This window comes from Synechococcus sp. CBW1002, from assembly GCF_015840915.1.
Taxonomy (GTDB): domain Bacteria; phylum Cyanobacteriota; class Cyanobacteriia; order PCC-6307; family Cyanobiaceae; genus CBW1002.
Genome location: NZ_CP060398.1, coordinates 335,139 through 358,252 on the forward strand (window position 1 = coordinate 335,139; position 23,114 = coordinate 358,252).

At 56.7% G+C, this 23,114-nt stretch carries 17 protein-coding genes and 3 pseudogenes; 5 read left to right on the top strand and 15 right to left on the bottom strand.

The genetic code is table 11. The annotated features are described in order from the left end of the window. Position 1 precedes the first annotated feature (1 nt). The gene (locus H8F24_RS01600; RefSeq protein ID WP_231597702.1) at positions 2 to 1,345 is read right to left on the bottom strand and encodes an IS110 family transposase; all 1,344 of its coding nucleotides are present in this window, start codon (positions 1,343 to 1,345) and stop codon (positions 2 to 4) included. A 379-nt stretch (positions 1,346 to 1,724) separates the two neighbouring features. On the opposite strand from H8F24_RS01600, the gene H8F24_RS01605 reads away from it, so the two are divergent. Beyond that, on the top strand, positions 1,725 to 3,239 hold the full coding sequence (locus H8F24_RS01605; RefSeq protein WP_197170666.1) for an IS66 family transposase: 1,515 nt from the start codon (positions 1,725 to 1,727) through the stop codon (positions 3,237 to 3,239). A gap of 95 nt (positions 3,240 to 3,334) precedes the next feature. Here H8F24_RS01605 and H8F24_RS01610 read toward each other — a convergent pair. From H8F24_RS01610 to H8F24_RS01645, 8 genes and pseudogenes are all read right to left on the bottom strand, one after another. Next, a pseudogene (locus H8F24_RS01610) lies at positions 3,335 to 3,820 on the bottom strand (ferritin family protein); the annotation flags it as partial. Between the two features lie 630 nt (positions 3,821 to 4,450). After that, positions 4,451 to 7,813, bottom strand: a complete 3,363-nt coding sequence (locus H8F24_RS01615; protein ID WP_231598020.1) for a DUF1996 domain-containing protein — start codon at positions 7,811 to 7,813, stop codon at positions 4,451 to 4,453. 236 nt (positions 7,814 to 8,049) lie between these two features. Next, complete coding sequence (locus H8F24_RS01620) at positions 8,050 to 8,796, bottom strand: response regulator transcription factor (RefSeq protein ID WP_197170668.1); 747 nt, start codon at positions 8,794 to 8,796, stop codon at positions 8,050 to 8,052. 181 nt (positions 8,797 to 8,977) lie between these two features. Further along, positions 8,978 to 9,352, bottom strand: a complete 375-nt coding sequence (locus tag H8F24_RS01625; RefSeq protein ID WP_197171906.1) for a hypothetical protein — start codon at positions 9,350 to 9,352, stop codon at positions 8,978 to 8,980. A gap of 97 nt (positions 9,353 to 9,449) precedes the next feature. Further along, positions 9,450 to 11,411 (bottom strand): hypothetical protein, encoded by a 1,962-nt coding sequence (locus tag H8F24_RS01630; RefSeq protein WP_197170669.1) that lies wholly within the window; start codon positions 11,409 to 11,411, stop codon positions 9,450 to 9,452. Positions 11,412 to 11,735: 324 nt separating this feature from the next. Then, positions 11,736 to 11,993, bottom strand: coding sequence for a hypothetical protein (locus H8F24_RS01635; RefSeq protein ID WP_197154068.1), 258 nt, complete (start codon positions 11,991 to 11,993; stop codon positions 11,736 to 11,738). After that, positions 11,986 to 13,005, bottom strand: coding sequence for an ACR3 family arsenite efflux transporter (gene arsB, locus H8F24_RS01640; protein WP_197170670.1), 1,020 nt, complete (start codon positions 13,003 to 13,005; stop codon positions 11,986 to 11,988). Before arsB ends, H8F24_RS01635 begins: the two co-directional genes overlap by 8 nt. Next, positions 13,005 to 14,249 (bottom strand): annotated as a pseudogene (locus H8F24_RS01645) (toprim domain-containing protein); the annotation flags it as partial. The pseudogene H8F24_RS01645 and the gene arsB, both read right to left, overlap by 1 nt. A gap of 296 nt (positions 14,250 to 14,545) precedes the next feature. On the opposite strand from H8F24_RS01645, the gene H8F24_RS01650 reads away from it, so the two are divergent. From H8F24_RS01650 to H8F24_RS01655, 3 genes are all read left to right on the top strand, one after another. After that, positions 14,546 to 15,889 carry an IS110 family transposase gene (locus H8F24_RS01650; RefSeq protein WP_231597702.1) on the top strand — a complete coding sequence of 448 codons (1,344 nt, stop codon included), beginning with the start codon at positions 14,546 to 14,548 and terminating at the stop codon, positions 15,887 to 15,889. Positions 15,890 to 15,988: 99 nt separating this feature from the next. Continuing rightward, on the top strand, positions 15,989 to 16,498 hold the full coding sequence (locus H8F24_RS18955; RefSeq protein WP_197169601.1) for a transposase: 510 nt from the start codon (positions 15,989 to 15,991) through the stop codon (positions 16,496 to 16,498). Continuing rightward, positions 16,495 to 17,553: an IS3 family transposase gene (locus H8F24_RS01655; protein WP_231597781.1), complete on the top strand. Its 1,059-nt coding sequence runs from the start codon at positions 16,495 to 16,497 to the stop codon at positions 17,551 to 17,553. The genes H8F24_RS18955 and H8F24_RS01655 overlap by 4 nt, the downstream gene beginning before the upstream one ends. Before the next feature lie 179 nt (positions 17,554 to 17,732). Here the strand turns inward: H8F24_RS01655 and H8F24_RS18960 are convergent, their stop codons facing one another. The 3 genes and pseudogenes from H8F24_RS18960 to dnaG form a co-directional block, all read right to left on the bottom strand. Beyond that, the gene (locus tag H8F24_RS18960) at positions 17,733 to 18,032 is read right to left on the bottom strand and encodes an IS3 family transposase (protein ID WP_231598021.1); all 300 of its coding nucleotides are present in this window, start codon (positions 18,030 to 18,032) and stop codon (positions 17,733 to 17,735) included. A gap of 136 nt (positions 18,033 to 18,168) precedes the next feature. After that, positions 18,169 to 18,456, bottom strand: a complete 288-nt coding sequence (locus H8F24_RS18965; protein WP_231597691.1) for a transposase — start codon at positions 18,454 to 18,456, stop codon at positions 18,169 to 18,171. 177 nt (positions 18,457 to 18,633) lie between these two features. Further along, positions 18,634 to 19,467: pseudogene (dnaG, locus tag H8F24_RS01665) on the bottom strand (DNA primase); the annotation flags it as partial. 64 nt (positions 19,468 to 19,531) lie between these two features. Here dnaG and H8F24_RS01670 point away from each other — a divergent pair. Beyond that, on the top strand, positions 19,532 to 20,461 hold the full coding sequence (locus tag H8F24_RS01670; protein ID WP_197170671.1) for a DMT family transporter: 930 nt from the start codon (positions 19,532 to 19,534) through the stop codon (positions 20,459 to 20,461). Here the strand turns inward: H8F24_RS01670 and H8F24_RS01675 are convergent. From H8F24_RS01675 to H8F24_RS01685, 3 genes are all read right to left on the bottom strand, one after another. After that, a complete protein-coding gene (locus H8F24_RS01675; protein ID WP_197159365.1) occupies positions 20,434 to 20,646 on the bottom strand; it encodes a hypothetical protein in 213 nt (70 codons plus the stop codon). The genes H8F24_RS01670 and H8F24_RS01675 overlap by 28 nt on opposite strands. 237 nt (positions 20,647 to 20,883) lie before the next feature. After that, the gene (locus tag H8F24_RS01680; protein WP_231598022.1) at positions 20,884 to 21,564 is read right to left on the bottom strand and encodes an integrase core domain-containing protein; all 681 of its coding nucleotides are present in this window, start codon (positions 21,562 to 21,564) and stop codon (positions 20,884 to 20,886) included. Further along, on the bottom strand, positions 21,555 to 23,105 hold the full coding sequence (locus H8F24_RS01685) for an IS5 family transposase (protein WP_197155761.1): 1,551 nt from the start codon (positions 23,103 to 23,105) through the stop codon (positions 21,555 to 21,557). Before H8F24_RS01685 ends, H8F24_RS01680 begins: the two co-directional genes overlap by 10 nt. Between the last annotated feature and the right edge of the window lie 9 nt (positions 23,106 to 23,114).

The following is a 23,114-nucleotide window of genomic DNA, read 5'->3' on the forward strand; positions in this document are numbered from 1 at the left end:
CTCAAGCAGAGGCAACAAGTTGAAAACCAAGGGCAATGGCGCGTCGCTGGAGACCACGAATCTGACGATCCCTTGATTCCTCCTGATATGCGGCAGCACCGGGATCCTGATATACCAAACCATCACGGAGCGTCTTGTAGTAAAGAATGGCAAGCTTTCGGGCAGTAGCAATTAATGCTTTACTCTTTCCGGCACGTGCTGCCAGACGACGTTGAAAAGCACCCAGTGCAGTATTCGTTCTTCCCAGCGGTACGGCAGCCATCCAAAAGGCACTACCTGCTCGCGTAGTGCCCTGTCGTGTTCGTGAAGAAAGTACCTTTCCCCCTGAGATCCTGTTCTGAGGACTGAGTCCCAGCCATGACACAAAATGCTGGGCACTGGGCCAGCGCTTCATGTCCAACCCACACTCACTAATGAGCGTGAGAACTGTTGTTGGTCCTAATCCCGGAAGCCTTAGAAGATTGTGGCCTGACAAGGCTTGAATTAGGTGGGTTGGGTTAAATGCAAAGCCATGTCCGCATATCTTCCAATCCCCAGGTTGACTGCCTGGATCTTGATAGTCCGAGCCGGCAAGCTCTGTCATCAATGATTGTGCCGCAAGCTCGCAGGCCCTGATCTTCTCTGAATAGGTGTCAAAGAGCTCAACTGCGATCTTCAAAGAGAACAAGTGATCGTCTTGGTAGTTCCCCTCAAGAGCAGCCGCAATTGTTGCCGCGCTCTCCTTGCAGCGTCTGTCTCGGAGAGAAGCGAGTCTTTCGGGGTCCCTCTCACCTGAAAGTATGGCATCGATGATTCGCCTACCGGTTAGTCCGCTGATATCTCTGACAACATGATGAAGCTGAAGATTCATAAGCATCAGCGCCTTCTGGATGTGTTGCTGATGAGACGAGCGGTATCGAACAAGTTGATCACGCTGCCGCAGATATGAGCGTAGTTCTGTGATTTTTTGGTCTGGACGAAAGCTTGCTCTCACCAGGCCGTAGCTGTGGAGCTGCTGAAGCCATTGTGCATCGTTGATATCCGTCTTGCGGCCCGGAACATTCTTGGCGTGCCTGGCATTAACAAGAAAGACGTCAATGCCTTTGCCAGAGAGAATCTCGTAAAGCGGAACCCAGTAGATTCCAGTGGACTCCATGGCAATGGTGCTAATTCCAACTGCCAGCAGCCATTCGGCGAGTGCGATTAGATCCTTTGTGAAGCTTGAAAACTTGCGGACGGGATTCGGATCAAGCTCGACAGGAACAGCAACAACGTGGAATCTACTGCCGACATCAATTCCAGCGGAACGAGGGTTAATGACTTTCAGACGAGCTCGGCGCTTGCCTGCTGAAATTGGTTCTCCCATGGCTTAAGGACTCACTAGGTGATCGGGAGGGCATCAGGCAGGATTCGCGCACTAAAATCAGCAAATTCCTAATCGGGATCGGCCGACTAACTCATTGGTCAGTCGAGCCGTCGCCAGGGCAGGGAGCGCAATTCGAATCCCAGGCCACGTTTGCTTTCGGGGTCAGGCCTCCAAAGATGTCATCGGCCATGGCCCGATGTCCTCATGACCAGAGTGGCAAGGGCGCTCTGGCTTGGCCGTGGGTGTTTCGGGCGCGAGGGCGTACGCGCGTACTGGTTCGTTTGCTGACACTGGGGGCAGCTCGCAACGAACATCGGGCTTGCTGAACCCTTGACGGTGGCTTGATTCCTGGTTGCATCTCAGTAAGAGACTCCTTGCGATGACCACCCCACCGGCCGGGATTTCAGAAGCCGATTGGGCCGCCACCCCGGTGGGAGTGAAGGCTGGATTTCTTGAGCTGGTCAGTCAGTGCCAGAGGCAGCAACAGGAGATCGAGCAGCTCCGCATCCAGCTCACCGCCCTGGCGACCGAACTGGCCCATCTGCGCGAGCGGATCGGCCGCAGCTCCCGCAATTCTTCCAAGCCTCCCTCCAGTGATGGCCAGGGGTTTAAGCCGCCCGAACGACGCAAGGGCAGTGGCCGCAAGCGCGGCGGCCAGCCGGGCCATCCCGGATCTGGGCCGGAGCTGCTGCCGATCGAGCGGGTGGATGAGGTGGTCGAGCACCACCCCCAGGCCTGCCGCCGCTGCGGCACGTTGCTACAGGGTCAGGATCCCGAGCCCTTGAGGCACCAGGTGATCGAGATTCCACCGATCACGCCTCTGGTGATCGAGCACCGGCTGCACCGCCTGGTCTGCCCCTGCTGTTCCACCAGCACCTGTGCCTCGTTACCGGCGGAGGTGGAAGTAAGCCATTACGGTCCCCGGCTCAGTGCTCTGGTGGGTCTGCTGGGTAGTGCCTTCCCGTTGAGTTTCAGCAAGACCCAGGCGCTGCTGGATCAGCTGCTGGGGGTACAGATCAGCCGGGGAGCGATGGCCACTATCCGCCAGCGCTTGAGTGCAGCACTGGAGCAGCCCATGCAGGAGGCCCTTGCGTTTGCCCGTCAGCAGTCGGTGGTCTATGTCGATGAAACCGGTGCCCCCACCGGTAATGCCGATGGGGGCAACCCCGATGGCCGGCGCGGCTGGGAGTGGGTCATGGTGACCGCCATGGGGGTGACAGTGTTCTTGCAGAGCCTGAGCCGCTCGGCTGCCGCCGCGATCGACCTGCTCGGGAATGCCTTTGGCGGAATTGTGGTGAGCGACCGCTTCTCCGCCTACAACCATCTCCCGCTGGAGCAGCGCCAGCTGTGCTGGGCGCACGTGATCCGCGATCTCACTGCCATCGCTGACCGTCAGGGCGCCAGCGGTGAGATTGGAGCGGAGCTGCTGGGCCTGCAGCAGCAGCTGTTTGCCCAGTGGCACCGCTACAAAGACGGAACGATCGACTGGTCCACGTTGCAGCAGGGCTGTCGGCCGATCCGCCAGGCGTTTGTGGGCACGCTGCATCGGGTTGTGGAGCTGGGCTGCCAGCGCGGCGAGCGAACGCCGTGGGCCAAGACGGTGCGTACCTGCCATCAGTTGCTGCAAGTGAGCGATGGCCTCTGGACCTTCCTGGAGATTGAAGGGATCGAGCCCACCAACAACGCAGCCGAGCGTGCCCTGCGCCATTCGGTGATTCAGCGCAAGATCAGCCATGGCGTCCAATCCCGCCAGGGTGCAATCTGCCGCAGCAGGTTGCTCACGGTCACCACCAGCCTGCGGCAACAGGGCCGTGATATCTGGCAGTTCCTGGAGCAGGCCTTGATCGCCCATCATCGCGGCGGTGAGATGCCATCAATGTTGCCGAATCCCTGAGCCGGCCGTCATCGATCGTGGTGTCTGTGGTTGCTCGTTGATCAACGATCAAGGGTGGAATGCTGCGCTGCTGCGTAACGGCCCCTGAACGGATACTCGGACAGGAACACCGAATAGAGCACCCAGCTGAGCGGGAACCAGGTGATCGGCCGGTTGGTGCTCAACTTGGGCAGATCCAGCTGGATGCCCTCGGCCACCAGGGCGCGATTGAGAAAGCCCGCATGGCGGGCCTCATCGCGGGCCATGAGTTGGAACAGGCGGCCCAGGTCGTTGCGGCCGGCCTGGAACAGGCGCCGGGATAGTTCCTTGAACAGCAGGAAGCCCGAGAACTCCGACACGCACGAGCGCACCAGATAGCTCTCGTAGGCACCCTTTTCCTCGAGGCTGAGGTCCCGCAGCCGACCCAGTGGCACGCGTCGATCGAAGTGATCGCGGTTGTAGTCGGCCTCCATCTGGGCCAGCATCGCCTCGAAAGCCGGACGCTGGTTGTCCAGATCGGTGCGGGCTGCCTTCTCGATTTCGGTGGTGTAGAAGCGCGGCGTCAGCAGGTCTTCGCGCAGGTGGGGGGCGGAGGTGGTCATCGCTGGGGGGTGGCAAGGGTGCCGCCGCTGCAGGCCGATCTGGCGCAGCAGGATCAAGCCGGTGAGCCGCTGCTCAGGCGCCCGACACGCCCCGAGAGCGGCAGCCATTGATCAACGGCATAACGACATCGTGATACTACTGGATGGTGCACCATTGCGCCAGCAGGCGACGGCGTCGAGTTCGTTCTGCGGCTCCCGGGTTTTCGAGGTCAACGGGCAGTGCAGGCCAATCCCTGGCAAGAATCTGATTCAGATCGGGTCTGCACATCGTCCTCTGTGTTGAAGTTGCAAAAGCCGATGAGGGCATTGAGGATCGAATCTATTCAGTGCTGACAAACCCGAAAATAACGGCTTGCCAATTTAATCTTGGTGTCTGCATGACACTGCAGCCTGGTTCCGATCCTCTGAACGCTGCCTCTGAGTGGCAGGTAAGGAGTGACTGGAGCAGCAGAGAGCTGCGGGGGCCTGGCCACTCCAGGGGCTTGTTCGGAGTGCCCCCATTCTCTCTGATCTGGCGAATGCCCAGGACTTGCTACAAGTCTGTAAGGAACTTAAGAGTTTGCGGAAAAACCACCTGAGAAGCCGCTTTTTTCCCTCCTGAGAGCTGGTGGAGCTCCTCTGGGGTTGACCTCAATCAATCATGATCTGTTCGAAGGTGATTGAATCGGTACGGATCAGGATGCCTAGATCAGTGTCTGATGCTGTCAAGAGCCAGGAGCTTGGGCCAGTGGATTGGAGAATGAGATCGTCGCGCTGGAGATTCAGACCTCTCAGATCCAGGCGATCTTCAGGGGCGAAACCGACGAGCACATCGGGGCGGAGCACAGTAGATTCATTGATTGACTCAATCACAAACCGATCGGCACCATCACCTCCAACCAAGCGGTCGGCACCTCCACCTCCAATCAGGATGTCATCTCCTTCCAGTGATTCCAGTCGGTCATCAGAGCTGCTGCCAGTCAGAACGTCATTATCAGGGCTACCAAGCATCGGCATAGGAGAACGCTCCGCCGAATAGGGTTGTTGGATACCTGTTGGGATAATTCGCACAGAGTTGCCGTCCGTTCCAGCGAACAATGGCAGCATGAGTGCATCAGTTTCGCGTCTGGCGAAGCCATCCACCGTTTCACCATTCGGTGCAACCTCTTCCCACGGAAGATGGATCTGATCAGCATGCATGCTCCATCCCGGCGCAAATCCCGATTCACCGTTTCGGAAACTGAGATCATCTGGATTGCCGCGTTGCAACCTCAGATCCAGGTCACCGCCTGCTTCTGGCAATGACATGTAGTCGGAACTAACTAGGTGAAGATTGTTGTTGATTCTGCCGTAGTGAATTTGGAGTTGAAGCTGGGGAATCAGCAAAGGATGTTCATTGGGGCCAACCCCAGATCCATCTCCGTAGGCGACATGGCTTTTGTGGTCGGGGCTATCCAGGGATTGACCAGTCCAGTATTCCGGAAAAATGATCACTGCCTGCAAAGGTAGATCTCGCCATTCATCGCCAAGGGGGATGTGGTCATAGGAAGCTAATTCGCCGATGTAGTTCCAGAACACCTGGGCCCTCGACTGGCGATTCTGAGGGCGAGCCGAACCAGCGATCATTTTCAGGCCGATAGGCATGTTCACGAGCTCACTGGGTTCGTTCGGCTTCAGGACGCTGTAGTAAGCGATGGATGTTGCCTTAGGAGTGACATAGGTCTGTTCACCGCCAACGCCGTCGGAGCCCTCATCAATCAGACTAGGTGTCCAATAGGTGGAGATGTTATTGATCGGAATTGCCGCTGTGTCGGAAGCATCCATCAGGGATGCCACCGTGGACGACGCGCCGGTTGTTGGATTTGCGAAAAAGTCATGGGCATGCATGAACTTTGTGTTTCCAGGCGCAACAATCGGATCAACTGTCGCCCGGTGGCTGAAGGCGATTGTTGAAACAAATTCACCCTGGTTGAATCCGGTCGCTTCAAAAGCGCTGACTGTGTTGCTGTTGAGTTCGTCTTGTGCATCTGACTCGGGGCTGCGGGGAGCAGGGATGATCCCGTCTGCGTCGAGGTCAATCTGAAAGAGCGCTTCTGTTTCCGGTACTGAAAGCACACCTGGAGCGTCTTCTCCGATGAACAGACCAGAGGGATCGAGAATCCAGCTGAAGTCGCCCCAAGGCCCGCGATCGAGAACGCGGAGCTGTCCGTCTGCATCAACGGCAGCGGAAACAAGTGCGGCATCGCCGCGCTGGAGTGGAATATCCCCCTGCCAGTAAGAATCGTTGCGGCGAATCAGAAGGGGCTGATCAGAAGCGTTCTGCTGGATGAAAGCGAGTCCTGTGGTGTCATCCACAAGCAGGCGTGCTGAGCCGGAATCCGCAACCACACGGAGATCGCGTTCGTCTTGTGCATCTGACTCGGGGCTGGGGGGAGCAGGGATGATCCCGTCTGCGTCGAGGTCAATCTGAAAGAGCGCTTCTGTTTCCGGTACTGAAAGCACACCTGGAGCGTCTTCTCCGATGAACAGACCAGAGGGATCGAGAATCCAGCTGAAGTCGCCCCAAGGCCCGCGATCGAGAACGCGGAGCTGTCCGTCTGCATCAACGGCAGCGGAAACAAGTGCGGCATCGTCGCGCTGGAGTGGAATATCCCCCTGCCAGTAAGAATCGTTGCGGCGAATCAGAAGGGGCTGATCAGAAGCGTTCTGCTGGATGAAAGCGAGTCCTGTGGTGTCATCCACAAGCAGGCGTGCTGAGCCGGAATCCGCAACCACACGGAGATCGCGTTCGTCTTGTGCATCTGACTCGGGGCTGGGGGGAGCAGGGATGATCCCGTCTGCGTCGAGGTCAATCTGAAAGAGCGCTTCTGTTTCCGGTACTGAAAGCACACCTGGAGCGTCTTCTCCGATGAACAGACCAGAGGGATCGAGAATCCAGCTGAAGTCGCCCCAAGGCCCGCGATCGAGAACGCGGAGCTGTCCGTCTGCATCAACGGCAGCGGAAACAAGTGCGGCATCGCCGCGCTGGAGTGGAATATCCCCCTGCCAGTAAGAATCGTTGCGGCGAATCAGAAGGGGCTGATCAGAAGCGTTCTGCTGGATGAAGGCGAGTCCTGTGGTGTCATCCACAAGCAGGCGTGCTGAGCCGGAATCCGCAACCAGCAGTAACTGGCTCTCAGGTACCACGTCGAGATCAATGTCAAACTTCGCCGCTCCAAGACTGTCACTTCCTCCTTCTTCAAACAAACCCCAATGATTATCGCCACCCTTCCAGGATTCATCACTCAAGTTAAAGTAAAACATGGCATCAAAGCGTGCCAGATCTCCTTGAATATAGTCCCTCGCGCTCTGAAAGTAAGTTTCCATATTCTCAGCATTGGTAACACTTTGGGCACCTCCAACGCTTTGCCACCCGGTCTCACCGAGAATGAGAGGGGTGCTATGCAAGCCAAAGTTATCGAGAGTCTTGCGAAACAAAGCCTCGTCCAACTTCAGCACTTCAAGCTGCCTGCCTGGAGTCCACTCTGGGTTCCAGCGATTATCAAAAAAGCCTGCATAGGAGTGAACGTTAATATAGTCAAGCTTTCTCAACAACTCTTCGCCATTCTGAGCCCAAAAGCTACTGTTACCGCGAAGCGTTTCTCCCGAAAAATTATACGTCAGCGGAATATCGCTGAACTCTCTGAAAAAATTAACGTGTTGAATCACATCGGCAACCGTTAAGCCCGTATTGTTCCAGTCGGCCAGTTGTTCATTCCCTAGGCTGACTCCGATGACCAGGTCAGGGTGGGAGTTGATTGTTTGCAAGGCAGAGACAATCTTCTGCTCCGCATCGCTATCTTTGCGGAGATAAATGCCTGCTTGAACTTTCAGGTTGAGGCCCAGGTCACTGATAGCTTCAAGGATCCGACCCGTGTAGGCATTGGTGTCCCAGGTGCGAATCGTGTCGAATCCGAGTCGAGTGATTTCCTGCAGGGCTGACTCCAGCCGCGCCTGATCATCCCATCGGCCCAAGGAATCCACTGAGAAGCCAATGCCGCTTCTGCCACTCCAGAAACTCTTCTCTGAGGCCGATAGCACTGGTGGCTGAGAGTCGGAGGTACCAGCCAAGATCCTCGAATGGTCGTTCATTGATGAACACAGGATGTACATGCCTCCTCATTGTCCGACTGGAGTCGCACTGAGACATCCATCAAAAGTTGTAGGCCCTGTATCTGAATATTTACGAGTCCCAAGTTCAGGCGATTGCGTTATTTTGATGATAGTGACATTCGCGGCGGGCCGTTATCAGCCAGTCCCCAACTACATAGGCCAGTACGTAAGGCGCGTGTCGCAAGGTGAGCCCTGTTGCTGACATTTAACTTTTGCATCAGATTATACACATGCCGTTTTGCCGTCGCCTCACTGATGCCCAATCGTTCGCTGATCTGGCCGTTCGTGAGACCGTAGACAATTTCGACGAGAACTTCCTCCTCCCGCGTGGTCAAGCTTTCTATTTTTTCGGTTTGAGGATGACAGTCACTACGAAGCAATTGTCGCTGGAGATCAGGATCACAAAAGGCTCCGTCGGTAAAAAGGGTACGGTAGGCATCAAATAGTCGTCCACCTCCTGTCTTCCGGCGTAAAACAATCACTTCACAACCGGCCGTCCACGCTTCTCTGCTCCCTCCTATATGGGGAGAACGCTGGATCAGCATGACGCGTTTCGTAGCATGCTGACGTTTGATTTCTGCTGCAAGTTGAGATCCATCTCCGGATTCGAGATCACTGCAGATAATCAGATGGCTAGGTTGATGCTCCAGAATCAAATCATGAGCTTCTGATGCGCATGTGCACAAAGACACAAGGCGGAGTCCTGGATTGATTCGTTCATAGGCAACAACCATGAAGCCCGGTGAAAGGTCACCAGCCACAATCATCAAACGAGAGTCAACGACAAGGCTGGCAAGCTTGTGCAGACTTTCCCTTGTGGATTCAATGAACGCGCTACCATCCATCAACCATTCAGTGAATCAAATCATCACTGTAAGCCACGTTCCCAGAGAAGCGTCCGATGGTGTGAAGTGACCCAAGGGGATCAGCTGCGATCAGCTGCGGCATGGGTGGAAACCACTCATGGGCTGCCATAGGCCAACATCCGAGCTGGCAATGTGCCGGTGGTCGGGCCTGAACATGACGTCAGCGAGGGGAGAGGAACGCACAATTATCGAGAGAGGCGGCCACCTCGCTGACTCCATTTTGAAAAAGGCTGACATCGATCACACCGGTTCTGGCGAAGCTGAGCTTCAATGCCTGCAGTTGGGTGGAAGCCGCCTCGGGGGTCAGGACCTTGTCGTCCCTGACCAACGAGCAGACTGTTGCCGCCGCACCGTAGCCAAAACCGCTTGAGAATCCACGACGCCCGAACCAGGCAGCTGAAGACAACAGAATCGCTCCTCCACCGAGAAGAGCAGCCAGAATCACGAACCAAGTTCGTCCTCCTTGCACCCAGTAGGGGACAAGATAAAGACCATCGTCGGCTGGAGAACGGTCACGGCGAGGATGGTCTGGCATCAAAGATGGGTTATTCAAGCCTCAGCATAGGTTCGCTTCTGGCTGTCAACTCAATTGTTGACTAAAGTTTTAAGTAATAACTTCATTTTTTAATTTTTTAAGCTATCAAATTTGAAACAATAAAAATCAAGTCATTGAGGTCATTGTCTCCATTAACAGTATCCTCAAAGCCAATAGAAAGTGAACTGTCGGAGTTTAACGAGGACAGGCCAACAAATTGACTTGATGTGGGTCCATAAGTTCCGAAGGTATTTCCATTGACTTCGACAACAAAGCCATAATTTGTATTTGTTTCGAGTTCCCCTAAAGCGTAAGTTTTTTCACCACGATAGGCAGGAAGCTCGGACGAATCGAATGTGTGCTTAGCATTTTCGATGGCTTTACTTAAATAGATATCTTGATCGGGATAAAATTGATTCTTCTCTTTATCTGTTATCATGCCAGTTATAGAGTCAGCTTCATAAATGTGAACAGTGGCATCGAGAACGCCCAATTTTTTGATATTTAATTGCCAATTCGCTCCAACTGCTGTTGATTCTGCACCCATAGCCTCAGGGATAGTCTGAACATCCACAACTTCATACACCCAATCGTTGATATCTTGGGGTTTTTCTGGCCTCCAGGATTGCACAAGTTCACCAACTCCAGGCCCAAGCTGCGTATCAGCAAACCAATCTTTGTCAGTCGGATAATACCAATCATAGGTGTAACCATTACCAGTCCACGGGAATTGGTTTAGCAAAGTATTATTTTCCCACCAATTTTTATACCAATCACTGAAGCTCAGCGTTGATTGGCCCTTTGCATCAGGATAAACTGTTTTGAGCAATCCTTCACCTATTTCTGGATTGTAGAACTCGATATCTTTACCTTCAGGGATTGTAAAGGTATATTTACCGTCTTTTTGCTTTGCAAACCCTTCAAGAGCGCCGGATTGGGTATTGCTAGGCTTTTGAAAGTCTGTATAAGACGGATTATTAGGATCAAAGCCACCTCCTTTAGGGCGAAAGACTGAACTTTCTGGCACCCATAATGTGACAGCAAATTGGAAGTCGTCAAATTTTGCTCCAGCCACTCCAACAGTATCTGGAAAACGACCATAAGGGTCTAAGTTGTTATTGGTTCCATTGACTAAATTCAAGTCATACTGATCAGATTGATCGACTAAACCTTTCCTCAGGCTACCATTTAAGTAAAAGTATGATGCTGATTGTTGGTTCTCAGCTGCTGAAGTGGGATCATTGATTACCGCAGCGTACCAAGGGAAACTATCAGCTTTGGTGCTGTCTTTTTTGAAAACTTCATCATAGGAAGGTATGATTGCACTCTTTAAAATCTCATCGCTTGCTTTGGGAATAACACGACCTTTCTCGTCAGTTTCAATAATTGGATTGATGCCACCAATGCCAAACAGAGGATCATATTGATTGAATTGATAGGCAACCTTGATACGCCCCTTTGTGTCTTTTATTGGCTGACTCAGTTCAATTTGTGGATACCCTGATGGATCATTGCTGCTGAGCGTATTAATAGCAGTAAGATAATTGGCATTTGAATATTTCAGGTCGCTTGCCCATGATTTACTTAGGGCATCAGATGAAAGCTGAATGACAGTGTTTAAAGATGAAAGCTGAATTTCAACTCCGTTTTCGAAAGTAGCTAGTAAAGTATTGGCACTTGATTCATATGTTTTGGCTTCAATAATTTCGGAGGTGCCTTCTTTCCTGATCTTCAGCGTGTAATCACCAGGGTTAAAAATAGAATTTACAGTTCCATTGGTAGCAATTTGCGAAGTTGATATCGATTGATTCTCAGTTTCAAGCCAATTATCCAATGAAAAATTGGCTTGAGCAATGGAATTCCTGTCTGCGCCACGACTCTCAAAGACATTGGGATTCAAATTATTGCCATTATCTTTTGCTGGTGATAAGAAAATTTCATATGAATTTTGCCCAGAATCAACCCGTGTAAAAATCAACCCTAAGGGATTATTCAGGGTAATCGAACTTGGATTTGCTTTGAATCCAGAAATCTGGTTAGGAGTGAAGTAAAAGCTCATGCCTTGGATCAAGGATCAATCTTTATTTTTTAGCGAATCGAGATAGCATTGTCAACGCTTGATCCGAAAGGTGCCGAGACTGTGACATTTCTACTCCAGAAGCAGCCACCCTCATGGATGGCCGATAGCTCAGCTTGATCGTCAGAATCACTGTTACCAAGCCTGCTGGAGCAGCTGCACAGCCTGCTCGCGCTGGCTGAACAGCAACACCATGCGCTCGCCATGGCTGTTGAGGCCGGTCTGCTCCCGAAGCAGATCGGTGCTGGCCAGAGGTGGTTGACGGGGGTGCAGCTGGCGAAATCAAACGACGACGTTGTCATCAGATCAGACCGGGAGCTGCTCGATCGCAACCACGATCATCTGCGGTGTGACCGGGATCGTCTCCAGGGCATCCTCGTTGTCGAGATAGGCGTCGAAGGAGGCAAAGCGTTCGATCCGAGGGGCTGCACCTTCGGCGGCACAGGCCTCGATCCAGTCGTTGTCGACGGGCTTCACCGCCACGTAGGCCTGAAGGGCTTCCTGCAGGTCGCCGCCATCGCCGATGCCCTCCCCGTGCCAGATCGCTTCAAAAAATTCAGACATGGCCCGTGGGAAACAGACGACGGTTGCGGTTGGCGATCGCCACCAACGACAGCATGACCGGAACTTCCACCAGCACACCCACCACGGTGGCGAGCGCAGCGCCGGACTGCAGACCGAACAGACTGATGGCCACGGCGACCGCCAGCTCGAAAAAATTCGATGCTCCGATCATCGCTCCAGGCGCAGCAATCGCATGCGGTTGCCTCCAGAGGCGCATCCACTGGGCGCTGATCCAGAAGATCAGATAGGTCTGCAGAATCAGGGGCACGGCGATCAGGGCGATGGCCAGGGGATCCGCCAGGATTGATCCGGCCTGCACCATGAACAGCAGCAACACGGTGCCGATGAGGCACACCACAGTGAGCGGTTTCAGGCGTTGTTCCAGCCGCTCAATCCGACCGGGCGAGTTGAGAAACACCCTGGTGAGCCAGCCGGCCGTGAGCGGCACCACCACAAACAAGCCGACAGCGGCAATCAAGGTGTTCCAGGGCACCAGAACCTCACTCACCCCCAGCAGCAGGGCGGCAATCGGTGCGAAGGCGAACACCATGATCAGATCGTTCACCGCCACCTGCACCAGGGTGTAGTTGGCATCTCCGTCGCTGAGACGGCTCCACACAAACACCATCGCCGTGCAGGGAGCCACGCCGAGCAGGATCATGCCGGCCACGTACTGATCCCCGAGCTCGGCAGGGATCCAGGCGGAAAACAAGCCGCGGATGAACAGCCAGGCCAGCGCCGTCATCGTGAGGGGTTTGATCAGCCAGTTCACCACCACCGTGATGAGCAGACCGCGGGGCTGACGGCTGAGACCACCGATCGCGGCGAAATCCACCGCCAGCATCATCGGATAGATCATCCCCCAGATCAGCAGAGCGATCGGCAGGTTGATCCCAGCCACCTCCAGGGAAGCGATCGCCTCCGGCCATGCGGGCACAGCCGCACCGAGGACCACGCCGGCCAGGATCGCCAAGGCCACCCACACACTGAGAAACCGCTCAAAGATGCCCATCAAGCTGCCGGTGGAAGCGTCTCAGTTTGGGTGACGGTCGGCGCTGCAGACCCGGCGCAGCGCTGTTGATCGAGAAAAGACAGATGTTGACGCTCGCTGTAATACAACTGCTGAAAACGCAAGGCATCCACATTCAGCGTTTCGAACATCGACTGAATGCGCTGCTCCATGTCGACCGAGGGCTGGGGGTCCTGCTGTTCCTCTTGAATCAAGGCGGCAATGCAGCGTTCGAGCGTTTCCAGCCGTTGGCCACTCCAGGCCTCAAGCAGATGGCGACAGCGCTTGAGACTTTTCTGGCGCTCGAGCATGGCAGCGGTGCCTCGCAGCTGCTGCAGAGGATGCTCCAGGCTGAGTCGCTGCAACTCGCCTGGTTCCAGAAGCGGAGTCAGCCTGGTGACCAGAGCACTGTTCTCCAGCAACAACTGATCGGTGAGCAGTCGCGCCAATTCAAGATCGGCCAGCGCATCGCCGGGATCATCGCCCCGACTGATCGCTTCCAGCCGTCCCGCACCCAGGTTGGTTTCCTCCAGTTCACTGATGGCCGCCCAGAGCAGGCGATGGTGCTGAAGGCCGAAATCCTCCAGCTCCCGCTGACGCAGCTCGCGCCGGATCTCCGGCCGATGGGACGGGCAATGGAGATACAGCATCAACAGCTGGGCTTCGCAACGCTCCCGCTGACTCGACTCGCCCGGCTCTTCAAAGCGGGCTGCCCGGCCATGCCAGCGCTGCCCCTTGACCTGCTGACGCAGGTCGTCTTCCAACTGCAAGGCCACCCGGCTCTGACCACCGCTGAGGCGTTCGGCCACCTGCTGCAGGTAGTGGGTGCGCAGTGCGGACTGGGGCAATTTGCCCAGCAGTTGCACCATCCCTGACACCGCCTGCTGGAACTGGTCGGCCCGATCCAGATCACACCCCTCCAGCACCTGCTCGATCTGCCAATCGAGCCAGAGCGGCGCCTGATCCAGGAGGGCGCGGTAGTCGCCGGCGCCATGCTCCTGGAGGAATTCATCCGGATCCTTGCCCGAGGGCAGGTGGAGAACCCGCAATTCGAGCTGCCCCTGAAGGGCCAGCTGCTCCACCTCACCGATCGCCCGGTTGGCGGCACGCACACCGGCCCGATCGGCATCGAAATTGAGGATGATGCGCCTGCTGTCGGTGCAACGGCAGAGCTGGGTGATCTGCTGACCGCTGAGCGCCGTGCCCAGAGACGCCACCGCATTGGTGATGCCGGCAGCGTGAAGGGCCCCCAGTGTCAGCAAACGAACCAGTACGCGCGTACGCCCTCGCGCCCGAAACACCCACGGCCAAGCCAGAGCGCCCTTGCCACTCTGGTCATGAGGACATCGGGCCATGGCCGATGACATCTTTGGAGGCCTGACCCCGAAAGCAAACGTGGCCTGGGATTCGAATTGCGCTCCCTGCCCTGGCGACGGCTCGACTGACCAATGAGTTAGTCGGCCGATCCCGATTAGGAATTTGCTGATTTTAGTGCGCGAATCCTGCCTGATGCCCTCCCGATCACCTAGTGAGTCCTTAAGCCATGGGAGAACCAATTTCAGCAGGCAAGCGCCGAGCTCGTCTGAAAGTCATTAACCCTCGTTCCGCTGGAATTGATGTCGGCAGTAGATTCCACGTTGTTGCTGTTCCTGTCGAGCTTGATCCGAATCCCGTCCGCAAGTTTTCAAGCTTCACAAAGGATCTAATCGCACTCGCCGAATGGCTGCTGGCAGTTGGAATTAGCACCATTGCCATGGAGTCCACTGGAATCTACTGGGTTCCGCTTTACGAGATTCTCTCTGGCAAAGGCATTGACGTCTTTCTTGTTAATGCCAGGCACGCCAAGAATGTTCCGGGCCGCAAGACGGATATCAACGATGCACAATGGCTTCAGCAGCTCCACAGCTACGGCCTGGTGAGAGCAAGCTTTCGTCCAGACCAAAAAATCACAGAACTACGCTCATATCTGCGGCAGCGTGATCAACTTGTTCGATACCGCTCGTCTCATCAGCAACACATCCAGAAGGCGCTGATGCTTATGAATCTTCAGCTTCATCATGTTGTCAGAGATATCAGCGGACTAACCGGTAGGCGAATCATCGATGCCATACTTTCAGGTGAGAGGGACCCCGAAAGACTCGCTTCTCTCCGAGACAGACGCTGCAAGGAGAGCGCGGCAACAATTGCGGCTGCTCTTGAGGGGAACTACCAAGACGATCACTTGTTCTCTTTGAAGATCGCAGTTGAGCTCTTTGACACCTATTCAGAGAAGATCAGGGCCTGCGAGCTTGCGGCACAATCATTGATGACAGAGCTTGCCGGCTCGGACTATCAAGATCCAGGCAGTCAACCTGGGGATTGGAAGATATGCGGACATGGCTTTGCATTTAACCCAACCCACCTAATTCAAGCCTTGTCAGGCCACAATCTTCTAAGGCTTCCGGGATTAGGACCAACAACAGTTCTCACGCTCATTAGTGAGTGTGGGTTGGACATGAAGCGCTGGCCCAGTGCCCAGCATTTTGTGTCATGGCTGGGACTCAGTCCTCAGAACAGGATCTCAGGGGGAAAGGTACTTTCTTCACGAACACGACAGGGCACTACGCGAGCAGGTAGTGCCTTTTGGATGGCTGCCGTACCGCTGGGAAGAACGAATACTGCACTGGGTGCTTTTCAACGTCGTCTGGCAGCACGTGCCGGAAAGAGTAAAGCATTAATTGCTACTGCCCGAAAGCTTGCCATTCTTTACTACAAGACGCTCCGTGATGGTTTGGTATATCAGGATCCCGGTGCTGCCGCATATCAGGAGGAATCAAGGGATCGTCAGATTCGTGGTCTCCAGCGACGCGCCATTGCCCTTGGTTTTCAACTTGTTGCCTCTGCTTGAGGTGTGGTCAGTCAGCCGAGATCCCTGTTGGCCGTTGGTGTTTCTTAGGAAGAAGTCCGCTCGGTTTGACCCGTCCACCTGGGGGCCCAACCGACGACTATGCAACCGCCCTATGACGCCGCTCTGCGGCAAGCCGTCCGCCTGCGGATGAGCCCTCCGAACCTTGAGAGCGTGGCTGAGATCGCCCGCGACACCGGGATCACGGCGCAGACCATCTACAACTGGCGGAGCCAGTGGCAGAAGCAGGGCCAGCTGGTGCCTGCCACGAACCGGCCGCCGGAGCAGTGGAGCGCTGCCGACAAGCTGGCAGCCGTGATCCAGGCCGCAGGACTGAACGGAAGCGAGCTCGGGTCGTTCTGCAGGGAGCGGGGGCTGTACCCCAAGCAGGTTGCCCGTTGGCGCCAGGCCGCCGAGGATGCCAATGGCCCCAGCGCGCCGAGCATGGCTGATCAGCGGGAACTGCAACGCAAGAATCAGGAACTGGTCCGGCGGAATCGCCAGCTGGAGCGTGAATTGCAGAAGAAAGAAAAAGCACTGACAGAAGCGGCGACGTTGTTGATGCTCTCAAAAAAGTTCAACCAGATCTTTCAACCGGACGAGGATCCTTGATTCCGTCTGGCGATCGCGGTGCGATCGTCGCGCTTCTACAGGAAGGCATCAGTCGTGGCCTTTCGGCCAAGGCCATTGCTGATCTTTTCGGCCTGGCGACACGCACGCTGAGGCGATGGGGCTTGATGATTCGGACCCAGGGATTCAGCTGCGATCAACGCAAGGGAGCGTCCAGGCATGTCATGCATCGTTTCAGCGAGGAGGAGCGCCAACAGGTGTTGTCCACTGTCAACGATCCACGCTTTGCCGATCTCACGCCTGGTCAGATCGTGGCGATCCTTGCCGAGGAGGGAGTCTACGTGGGATCGGAGTCAACGATTTACCGCATCATGCGCCAGGAAGGCCTGTTAAATCATCGCGGCAGGAGCCGCCCACCGCGGGAGCCAAGAGAGCCACCCGTGCTGGAGGCAACGGGCATCCATCAAGTGCTGGCCTGGGATATCACCCTGTTGCCGGGGCCTGTGAAGGGTCAATTCTACTACCTTTATATGGTGATGGATGTGTGGAGCCGGCGCATCCTTGGCGTTGAGGTGCACGATCGTGAATGCGGCGAACTGGCCAAGCACTTCTTTGATCGTGTCTGCCGTGATGAAGGGATCAGCTCGGGGTCGACCACGATCCTGCACGCCGATAACGGAGCACCCATGCGCTCCTACACCTTGGCCGCCAAGCTGGCCGAGCTCGGCATCTCCCTGTCATTCTCGCGGCCGCGGGTGAGCAATGACAACGCCTACGTTGAGTCATGGTTCCGAACCATGAAATATCACCAGAGCTATCCAGTGCGTCGTTTCCGGGATCTTCTCTCAGTGCGTGCCTGGGTCGATGGTTTTGTTGACTGGTACAACGCTGAGCATCGTCACAGCGGCATCAAGTATGTGACGCCCAATCAACGTCACTACGGAGAAGCTGACGCGATCTGCAGAGTCCGTCAGCAGACCTATGAGCAGGCGCGTGCGCAACATCCACGCCGCTGGGCCAGGCCACCTCGCGATTGGGCTCAGCCAACAGTCGTGCGGGTCAACCATCCCAGACCGCAGGACACTGTCGCTGCTTGAAGATCAGAAACCCAGGCCCCAGGGGGTTGTGGTTGGACCGCCCGCAAGAGGCGGGCCGGCCTCAGCCTCCGACCGGGGGCCGGCCGCTCAAGCCTGCGCTCCTGATCAACGCGCGATGACGATCAACATCCGATCTCGAAGCCCATGATCCTCCATCCGGAGTAGGCTTTCTGAGGTACTCAGATCAGTACCCTGAGCGGACATCTTTGCTGATAGGCGCCGATGTAGGTGATGTCGGTCGCCCAGACCTGATCCACCGACGTGACCTGCGTGAGGTCCACCAGGCAGGGGAACCGCACGGACGGATCACCTGGAACCGTCGTCCGGGGCTTCTGGTAGATCGCCCGTAATCCCATGCGCCGCATGAGGTTTCGCACTCGATCTCGGCTGATCGGGATACCATCTTGGGCCAGATAGTCCACCATCCGGCGGCTGCCGCTGCAGGGATCCTCCAGGTAGAGAGCATCGATCCTGGCCATGATCCGCAGCGTCGATACACGGACCGGTGTCGGCCGGTAGTACAGCGTGGATCGAGGCAGCCCCAGCAGCGCACACTGCCTGCTGATGCTGAGCTCGGGGTGGTCGTGATCGACCAGCTTGCGCAGTTCACGGGCATCAGAGCAGTTGAGACTTTTTTTTGAGCCACTCCAGCTCCATCTGCAGCCGTCCGATCTGCTGGAACAGCTCCGCCTCCTTGGCCTGCCCCTCCTCCTTGTCCTTGGTCTTCTTGCCTCGGGTGAAGAGCTCGCTGGCACCGTCCAGGAGCTGCCGCTTCCACTGGCTCACCTGGATCGGGTGGATGGCGTGGTCGGCGGCGATCTCCTGGATCGTCTTGCGGCCACTGATCGCCTCCATGGCGACCCTGGCCTTGAACTCGGGGCTGTGGGTGCGGCGCTTGCTCATCGGTGGGAGCCCCTTTCAGGGGCGGTACCCCGCCTCAGAGGTTAACGATGGGGCCTGTCCAGAAAAGCCAGACCACCTCACATCCGATCTCGAAGCCCATGATCCTCCATCCGGAGTAGGCTTTCTGAGGTACTCAGATCAGTACCCTGAGCGGACATCTTTGCTGATAGGCGCCGGGGCGATGACGTCGAAGTATCCCTCCACCACCACAGCGCGATCGGCTTTGCGAATCGCCTTGGCGGCCCGATCCAATCCAAACAGGTGCTTGCCTTTTTCAAACACCTCCGTTTCCGGTGAATTGAGATATTTCGGTTCGCCGCCATCGAGGCTGCGCCCACCGAAACCGATCACCCGGCCCTGGCGGTCGTGGATCGGCACCATCACCCGATGGCGAAAGCGGTCGTAAAAGCCATTCCCCCCCTTGCGCGGCACCACCAGCCCCGCCGCTTCGAGCAGTTCAGGAGCGAGTCCCTCCACCTTCTGGAGATGCTTGAGCAGACCATCCCACTGATCCGGGGCATAGCCGAGACCGAACTGCTCCAGCGTCGCCTCCCGCAGCCCCCGTTTCTCCTTCAGATAGGCGAGGGCCTCAGCGCCGCCGGCGCTTTTCAACTGGCTGCGGAACCAGCCGGCTGCCAAGGTGAGAGCCCGCTGCAACGTCTCACGACGGGACAGTTGCTGCCGCAGGCGCTCCTGCTGGGGGCCCTCGACGGTTTCAACCGGCAGCTGATACTTGCGCGCCAGCTCCAGCACCACGTCACTGAAGCTGCGGCGCTGCAGCTCCATCAGAAACTTGATCGCATTGCCGCCGGCGCCGCAGGAGAAGCAGTAATAGAACTGCTTGGCCGGGGACACCGTCATGGACGGCTTGCTGTCGTCGTGGAAAGGGCAGATCCCCACGAACTCCCTGCCCTTCTTCTTGAGCACCACGTGCTCGCCGACGACGTCGACGATGTCGGCCCGTTCCTTGACGGCGTCAATCGTGCGCGGGTGGAGCCTGGGCATCGCCATCCCCGCATTCTGCGAGACCCGGAGCCGGGTGGCATGGTTGACAGGCGATCAGCGCTGGATGGGGATGGCGAGCCTGCTCAAGGCCCTGCGTGGTCGACAGTCGGATGCGGAATGGCGAGCCTGCGGACTGCTGGTGGCCTGTGCCCTGGCCTTCAGCCTGATGACCGTGTGCGTGAAGCATCTCGGCGGTCGGCTGCCGGTGGCGGAGATCGTGCTGGTGCGTTCCGTGATCAGCCTGGCGATCACCCTCGCCATGCTCCAGCAAGCCCAGATCTCGCCCTGGGGCCACCAACACCCCCTGCTGATGCTCAGGGGGGCCCTGGGCACCGGCGCCCTGCTGCTGTTCTTCGAGGCCCTGGCACGGCTGCCCCTGGCCGCCGCCACCCTGATCCAATACACCTATCCGACCCTCACGGCGCTGACCGCCTGGTTGCTGCTCGGGGAACCCCTCCGCAAGCGCATCGGCCTCGCCGTGCTGCTCGGCTGGCTGGGGGTGACCCTGGTGGTGCAGCCCGAATGGATGGGAGAAACGGTGCGGAACCTACCCGTGCTGGCGGTGCTGATCGGCCTGGGAGGGGCCCTGCTCACCGCCCTCTCCTATGTGAGCGTGCGGCGCCTTTCGGTGCGTGAGCACCCATTGGTGATCGTGTTCTATTTCCCCTTCATCTCGGTGCCTGTGGCCCTGCCACTGCTCTGGGGGCAGGGCGTCTGGCCCACCCTCACCGAATGGTTCTGGCTGATCGGCGTGGGGCTGTTGACCCAACTGGGTCAGGTGTGGCTCACGGAGGGCCTGGCCGCACTACCGGCGGCACGCGCCACGTCCATCAACTACGTGCAGGTGGTCTTTGCCACGCTCTGGGGTGTGTTGTGGTTCGCCGAACCGATCACGGGCACGGTGGTGATCGGGGCCGGCTGCGTGCTCGCCGCCACCCTGATCAGCCTGAGCGCGAGGAAGTCCCGGTCTGTTCAGGACGGATCAAGCGGCAAGGGATAGGTGACCCATTCCAGTGTGAGTCCGTCGGAGGATCCCAATGGCTGGGCCAGCCCCCAGCTCTCGCCCCGTTCCCTCCGCTCCAGGAACAGCTCGAAGGGGCTGTCGACCCGCACCCGACCACCGGGCAATCGCCAGTCGAAACGGGGAAAACCCAGACAAGCCCACAGAGATGGTGATTGGGACATGGGAAGACAACAGGGCGGCGCCTATCAGCAAAGATGTCCGCTCAGGGTACTGATCTGAGTACCTCAGAAAGCCTACTCCGGATGGAGGATCATGGGCTTCGAGATCGGATGTTGATCGTCATCGCGCGTTGATCAGGAGCGCAGGCTTGAGCGGCCGGCCCCCGGTCGGAGGCTGAGGCCGGCCCGCCTCTTGCGGGCGGTCCAACCACAACCCCCTGGGGCCTGGGTTTCTGATCTTCAAGCAGCGACAGTGTCCTGCGGTCTGGGATGGTTGACCCGCACGACTGTTGGCTGAGCCCAATCGCGAGGTGGCCTGGCCCAGCGGCGTGGATGTTGCGCACGCGCCTGCTCATAGGTCTGCTGACGGACTCTGCAGATCGCGTCAGCTTCTCCGTAGTGACGTTGATTGGGCGTCACATACTTGATGCCGCTGTGACGATGCTCAGCGTTGTACCAGTCAACAAAACCATCGACCCAGGCACGCACTGAGAGAAGATCCCGGAAACGACGCACTGGATAGCTCTGGTGATATTTCATGGTTCGGAACCATGACTCAACGTAGGCGTTGTCATTGCTCACCCGCGGCCGCGAGAATGACAGGGAGATGCCGAGCTCGGCCAGCTTGGCGGCCAAGGTGTAGGAGCGCATGGGTGCTCCGTTATCGGCGTGCAGGATCGTGGTCGACCCCGAGCTGATCCCTTCGTCACGGCAGACACGATCAAAGAAGTGCTTGGCCAGTTCGCCGCATTCACGATCGTGCACCTCAACGCCAAGGATGCGCCGGCTCCACACATCCATCACCATATAGGGACTCCTGAAAAAGATTCTCGGCCCATCGGCGCCGGATTCGTCCGTTTGCTTCGCGTTAATCAGGCTGGCAAGCGCGGTGACATCAAGTCGGCCAGATCTCAAAAGCATGGCTTGCAGATGCCCTCAGGCGCTCTGATCGCTGACCAGGCCATAAAAAAGCTGTAGATCCACCCAAAAAGAAGGACAAAAAAGAGGCGCAGCAGCCTCAAGACCTTTTCCGCGCACATCACGACAAAGGCCATCGAGATGGAGGATTCGGCACCAGCTGGTAGACGAGCCATGATCAGATCCAGGGAATACTTGCGCTTTCCAGAGCCAAAGACGCCTTCCACTTCATTGCGTCGAGCTTGATCAGATCGGAGCTGGTGCTTGTGTGCAGTGGTGACATCAGGATCCTTGGGCGGGCGACCCAATCGCTTGCCGGAGAGGCGAATACCGTTCCTCGTGCAGAAATGCCTATTCTTGGCCGTGATATAAATCCGGTCGGCGCAGATTCGCTCTGGGTAAGATCCTGTATCCAGCTTGTATTTTTCCGCCTGAGCGATAAGGTCTTCTCCTTCGTTGTAGGGGTTCCAGCTTATGCGGTGCAAGAACGGAAAGCCGTTTTGAACCGAAACACTGATTTTGGCTCCAAACTCCACCGCAGCACGTGCTTTGCCTCGCACCATTGGGCGGATATGGGTCTGCACAAGATTCACCAGGCGGTCTGGAATGCTGTTGGTCTGAGAGGCGAGCAGAAGGCCCTGTTGCCGCTCCAACTCGCTGCAGGCCAACAACTTCTGCCACCAATGCCTCTTAAGCTCGGAAAGCCTTGCCCCGCAGCCGATCAGAGCATCAATGGCCTTGAGATTCTGCCGCACATAGCCAAGCTGATGTTTAATGGCAGCCTTCACTTTGCGGCGACGTGGTCGTTTTTGCTTCGCCACTCTCAGGAAATGAGCACGAGCAAGGCCACGGTCGTAGCGAGGTCGATGTCTCCTGAATCCCGATGACTGACTGCACAGATCATCAATGACTCGCTCGGTCGTTGTGCGAGCCTCGTTGAGGAGCTTGAGGTCTCTGGGATAGGTGATGTCGGCTGGAGTGCAACTGGCATCAATCGTGAGAGTGCCCCAATTCTTTCCTTCTGGCCAGTCAGCAGGCTTGATCAACGCATCAAGTTCTAGCTGAGCGCCTCCTCCACTGGAATCACGATCATCATGGTCGTCATCGTCTGCTGCCTGAGCAAGTGCTTCCAGAAGGATCTCTTTGCCGCGCTGCACCACCAGCTCGTTGATACGGCGCAGATCCTCGTCAGAAAAACGCTTGCGAAAGTGCACCATCATCGAGGCATCAAACGGTGCCTTAGCTGTGTAGCCCGCAAAGCCGAGAAAGAACTGAATATAGGCGTTCTCTCTGATCTGATGGACTGTCTCTTCGTCGGTGAGCCCTAACTTCTGTTTGATGTAGAGAGCACCAAAGGCCATTCTCACTGATTTGGCTGGAGCGCCAATTGTGGCGCTGAATTGAGGGGCATAGGTTTCTTCCAGCTCATCCCATGGGATCAGCCCCTCCAGTTGAACCCAGCGATTCTCGGGATCAAGTGTGCCGCCAAATGGCAGGTGGAACTCCTTGATTGAGATCTGACCGTTATTGTGCCTCCGGTACATATGGAACGA

What these genes read in the sequence shown, in the direction of transcription:
- H8F24_RS18955 (WP_197169601.1), top strand. Translation starts at nt 15,989, where the DNA reads ATGCAACCGCCCTATGACGCCGCTCTGCGGCAAGCCGTCCGCCTGCGG.
- H8F24_RS01600 (WP_231597702.1), bottom strand. Translation starts at nt 1,345, where the DNA reads ATGGGAGAACCAATTTCAGCAGGCAAGCGCCGAGCTCGTCTGAAAGTC.
- H8F24_RS01620 (WP_197170668.1), bottom strand. Translation starts at nt 8,796, where the DNA reads ATGGATGGTAGCGCGTTCATTGAATCCACAAGGGAAAGTCTGCACAAG.
- H8F24_RS01650 (WP_231597702.1), top strand. Translation starts at nt 14,546, where the DNA reads ATGGGAGAACCAATTTCAGCAGGCAAGCGCCGAGCTCGTCTGAAAGTC.
- H8F24_RS18960 (WP_231598021.1), bottom strand. Translation starts at nt 18,032, where the DNA reads ATGGCCAGGATCGATGCTCTCTACCTGGAGGATCCCTGCAGCGGCAGC.
- H8F24_RS01685 (WP_197155761.1), bottom strand. Translation starts at nt 23,105, where the DNA reads ATGTACCGGAGGCACAATAACGGTCAGATCTCAATCAAGGAGTTCCAC.
- H8F24_RS01605 (WP_197170666.1), top strand. Translation starts at nt 1,725, where the DNA reads ATGACCACCCCACCGGCCGGGATTTCAGAAGCCGATTGGGCCGCCACC.
- H8F24_RS01630 (WP_197170669.1), bottom strand. Translation starts at nt 11,411, where the DNA reads ATGAGCTTTTACTTCACTCCTAACCAGATTTCTGGATTCAAAGCAAAT.
- H8F24_RS01670 (WP_197170671.1), top strand. Translation starts at nt 19,532, where the DNA reads ATGGCGAGCCTGCTCAAGGCCCTGCGTGGTCGACAGTCGGATGCGGAA.
- H8F24_RS01625 (WP_197171906.1), bottom strand. Translation starts at nt 9,352, where the DNA reads ATGCCAGACCATCCTCGCCGTGACCGTTCTCCAGCCGACGATGGTCTT.
- H8F24_RS01680 (WP_231598022.1), bottom strand. Translation starts at nt 21,564, where the DNA reads ATGCTTTTGAGATCTGGCCGACTTGATGTCACCGCGCTTGCCAGCCTG.
- H8F24_RS18965 (WP_231597691.1), bottom strand. Translation starts at nt 18,456, where the DNA reads ATGAGCAAGCGCCGCACCCACAGCCCCGAGTTCAAGGCCAGGGTCGCC.
- arsB (WP_197170670.1), bottom strand. Translation starts at nt 13,005, where the DNA reads ATGGGCATCTTTGAGCGGTTTCTCAGTGTGTGGGTGGCCTTGGCGATC.
- H8F24_RS01635 (WP_197154068.1), bottom strand. Translation starts at nt 11,993, where the DNA reads ATGTCTGAATTTTTTGAAGCGATCTGGCACGGGGAGGGCATCGGCGAT.
- H8F24_RS01675 (WP_197159365.1), bottom strand. Translation starts at nt 20,646, where the DNA reads ATGTCCCAATCACCATCTCTGTGGGCTTGTCTGGGTTTTCCCCGTTTC.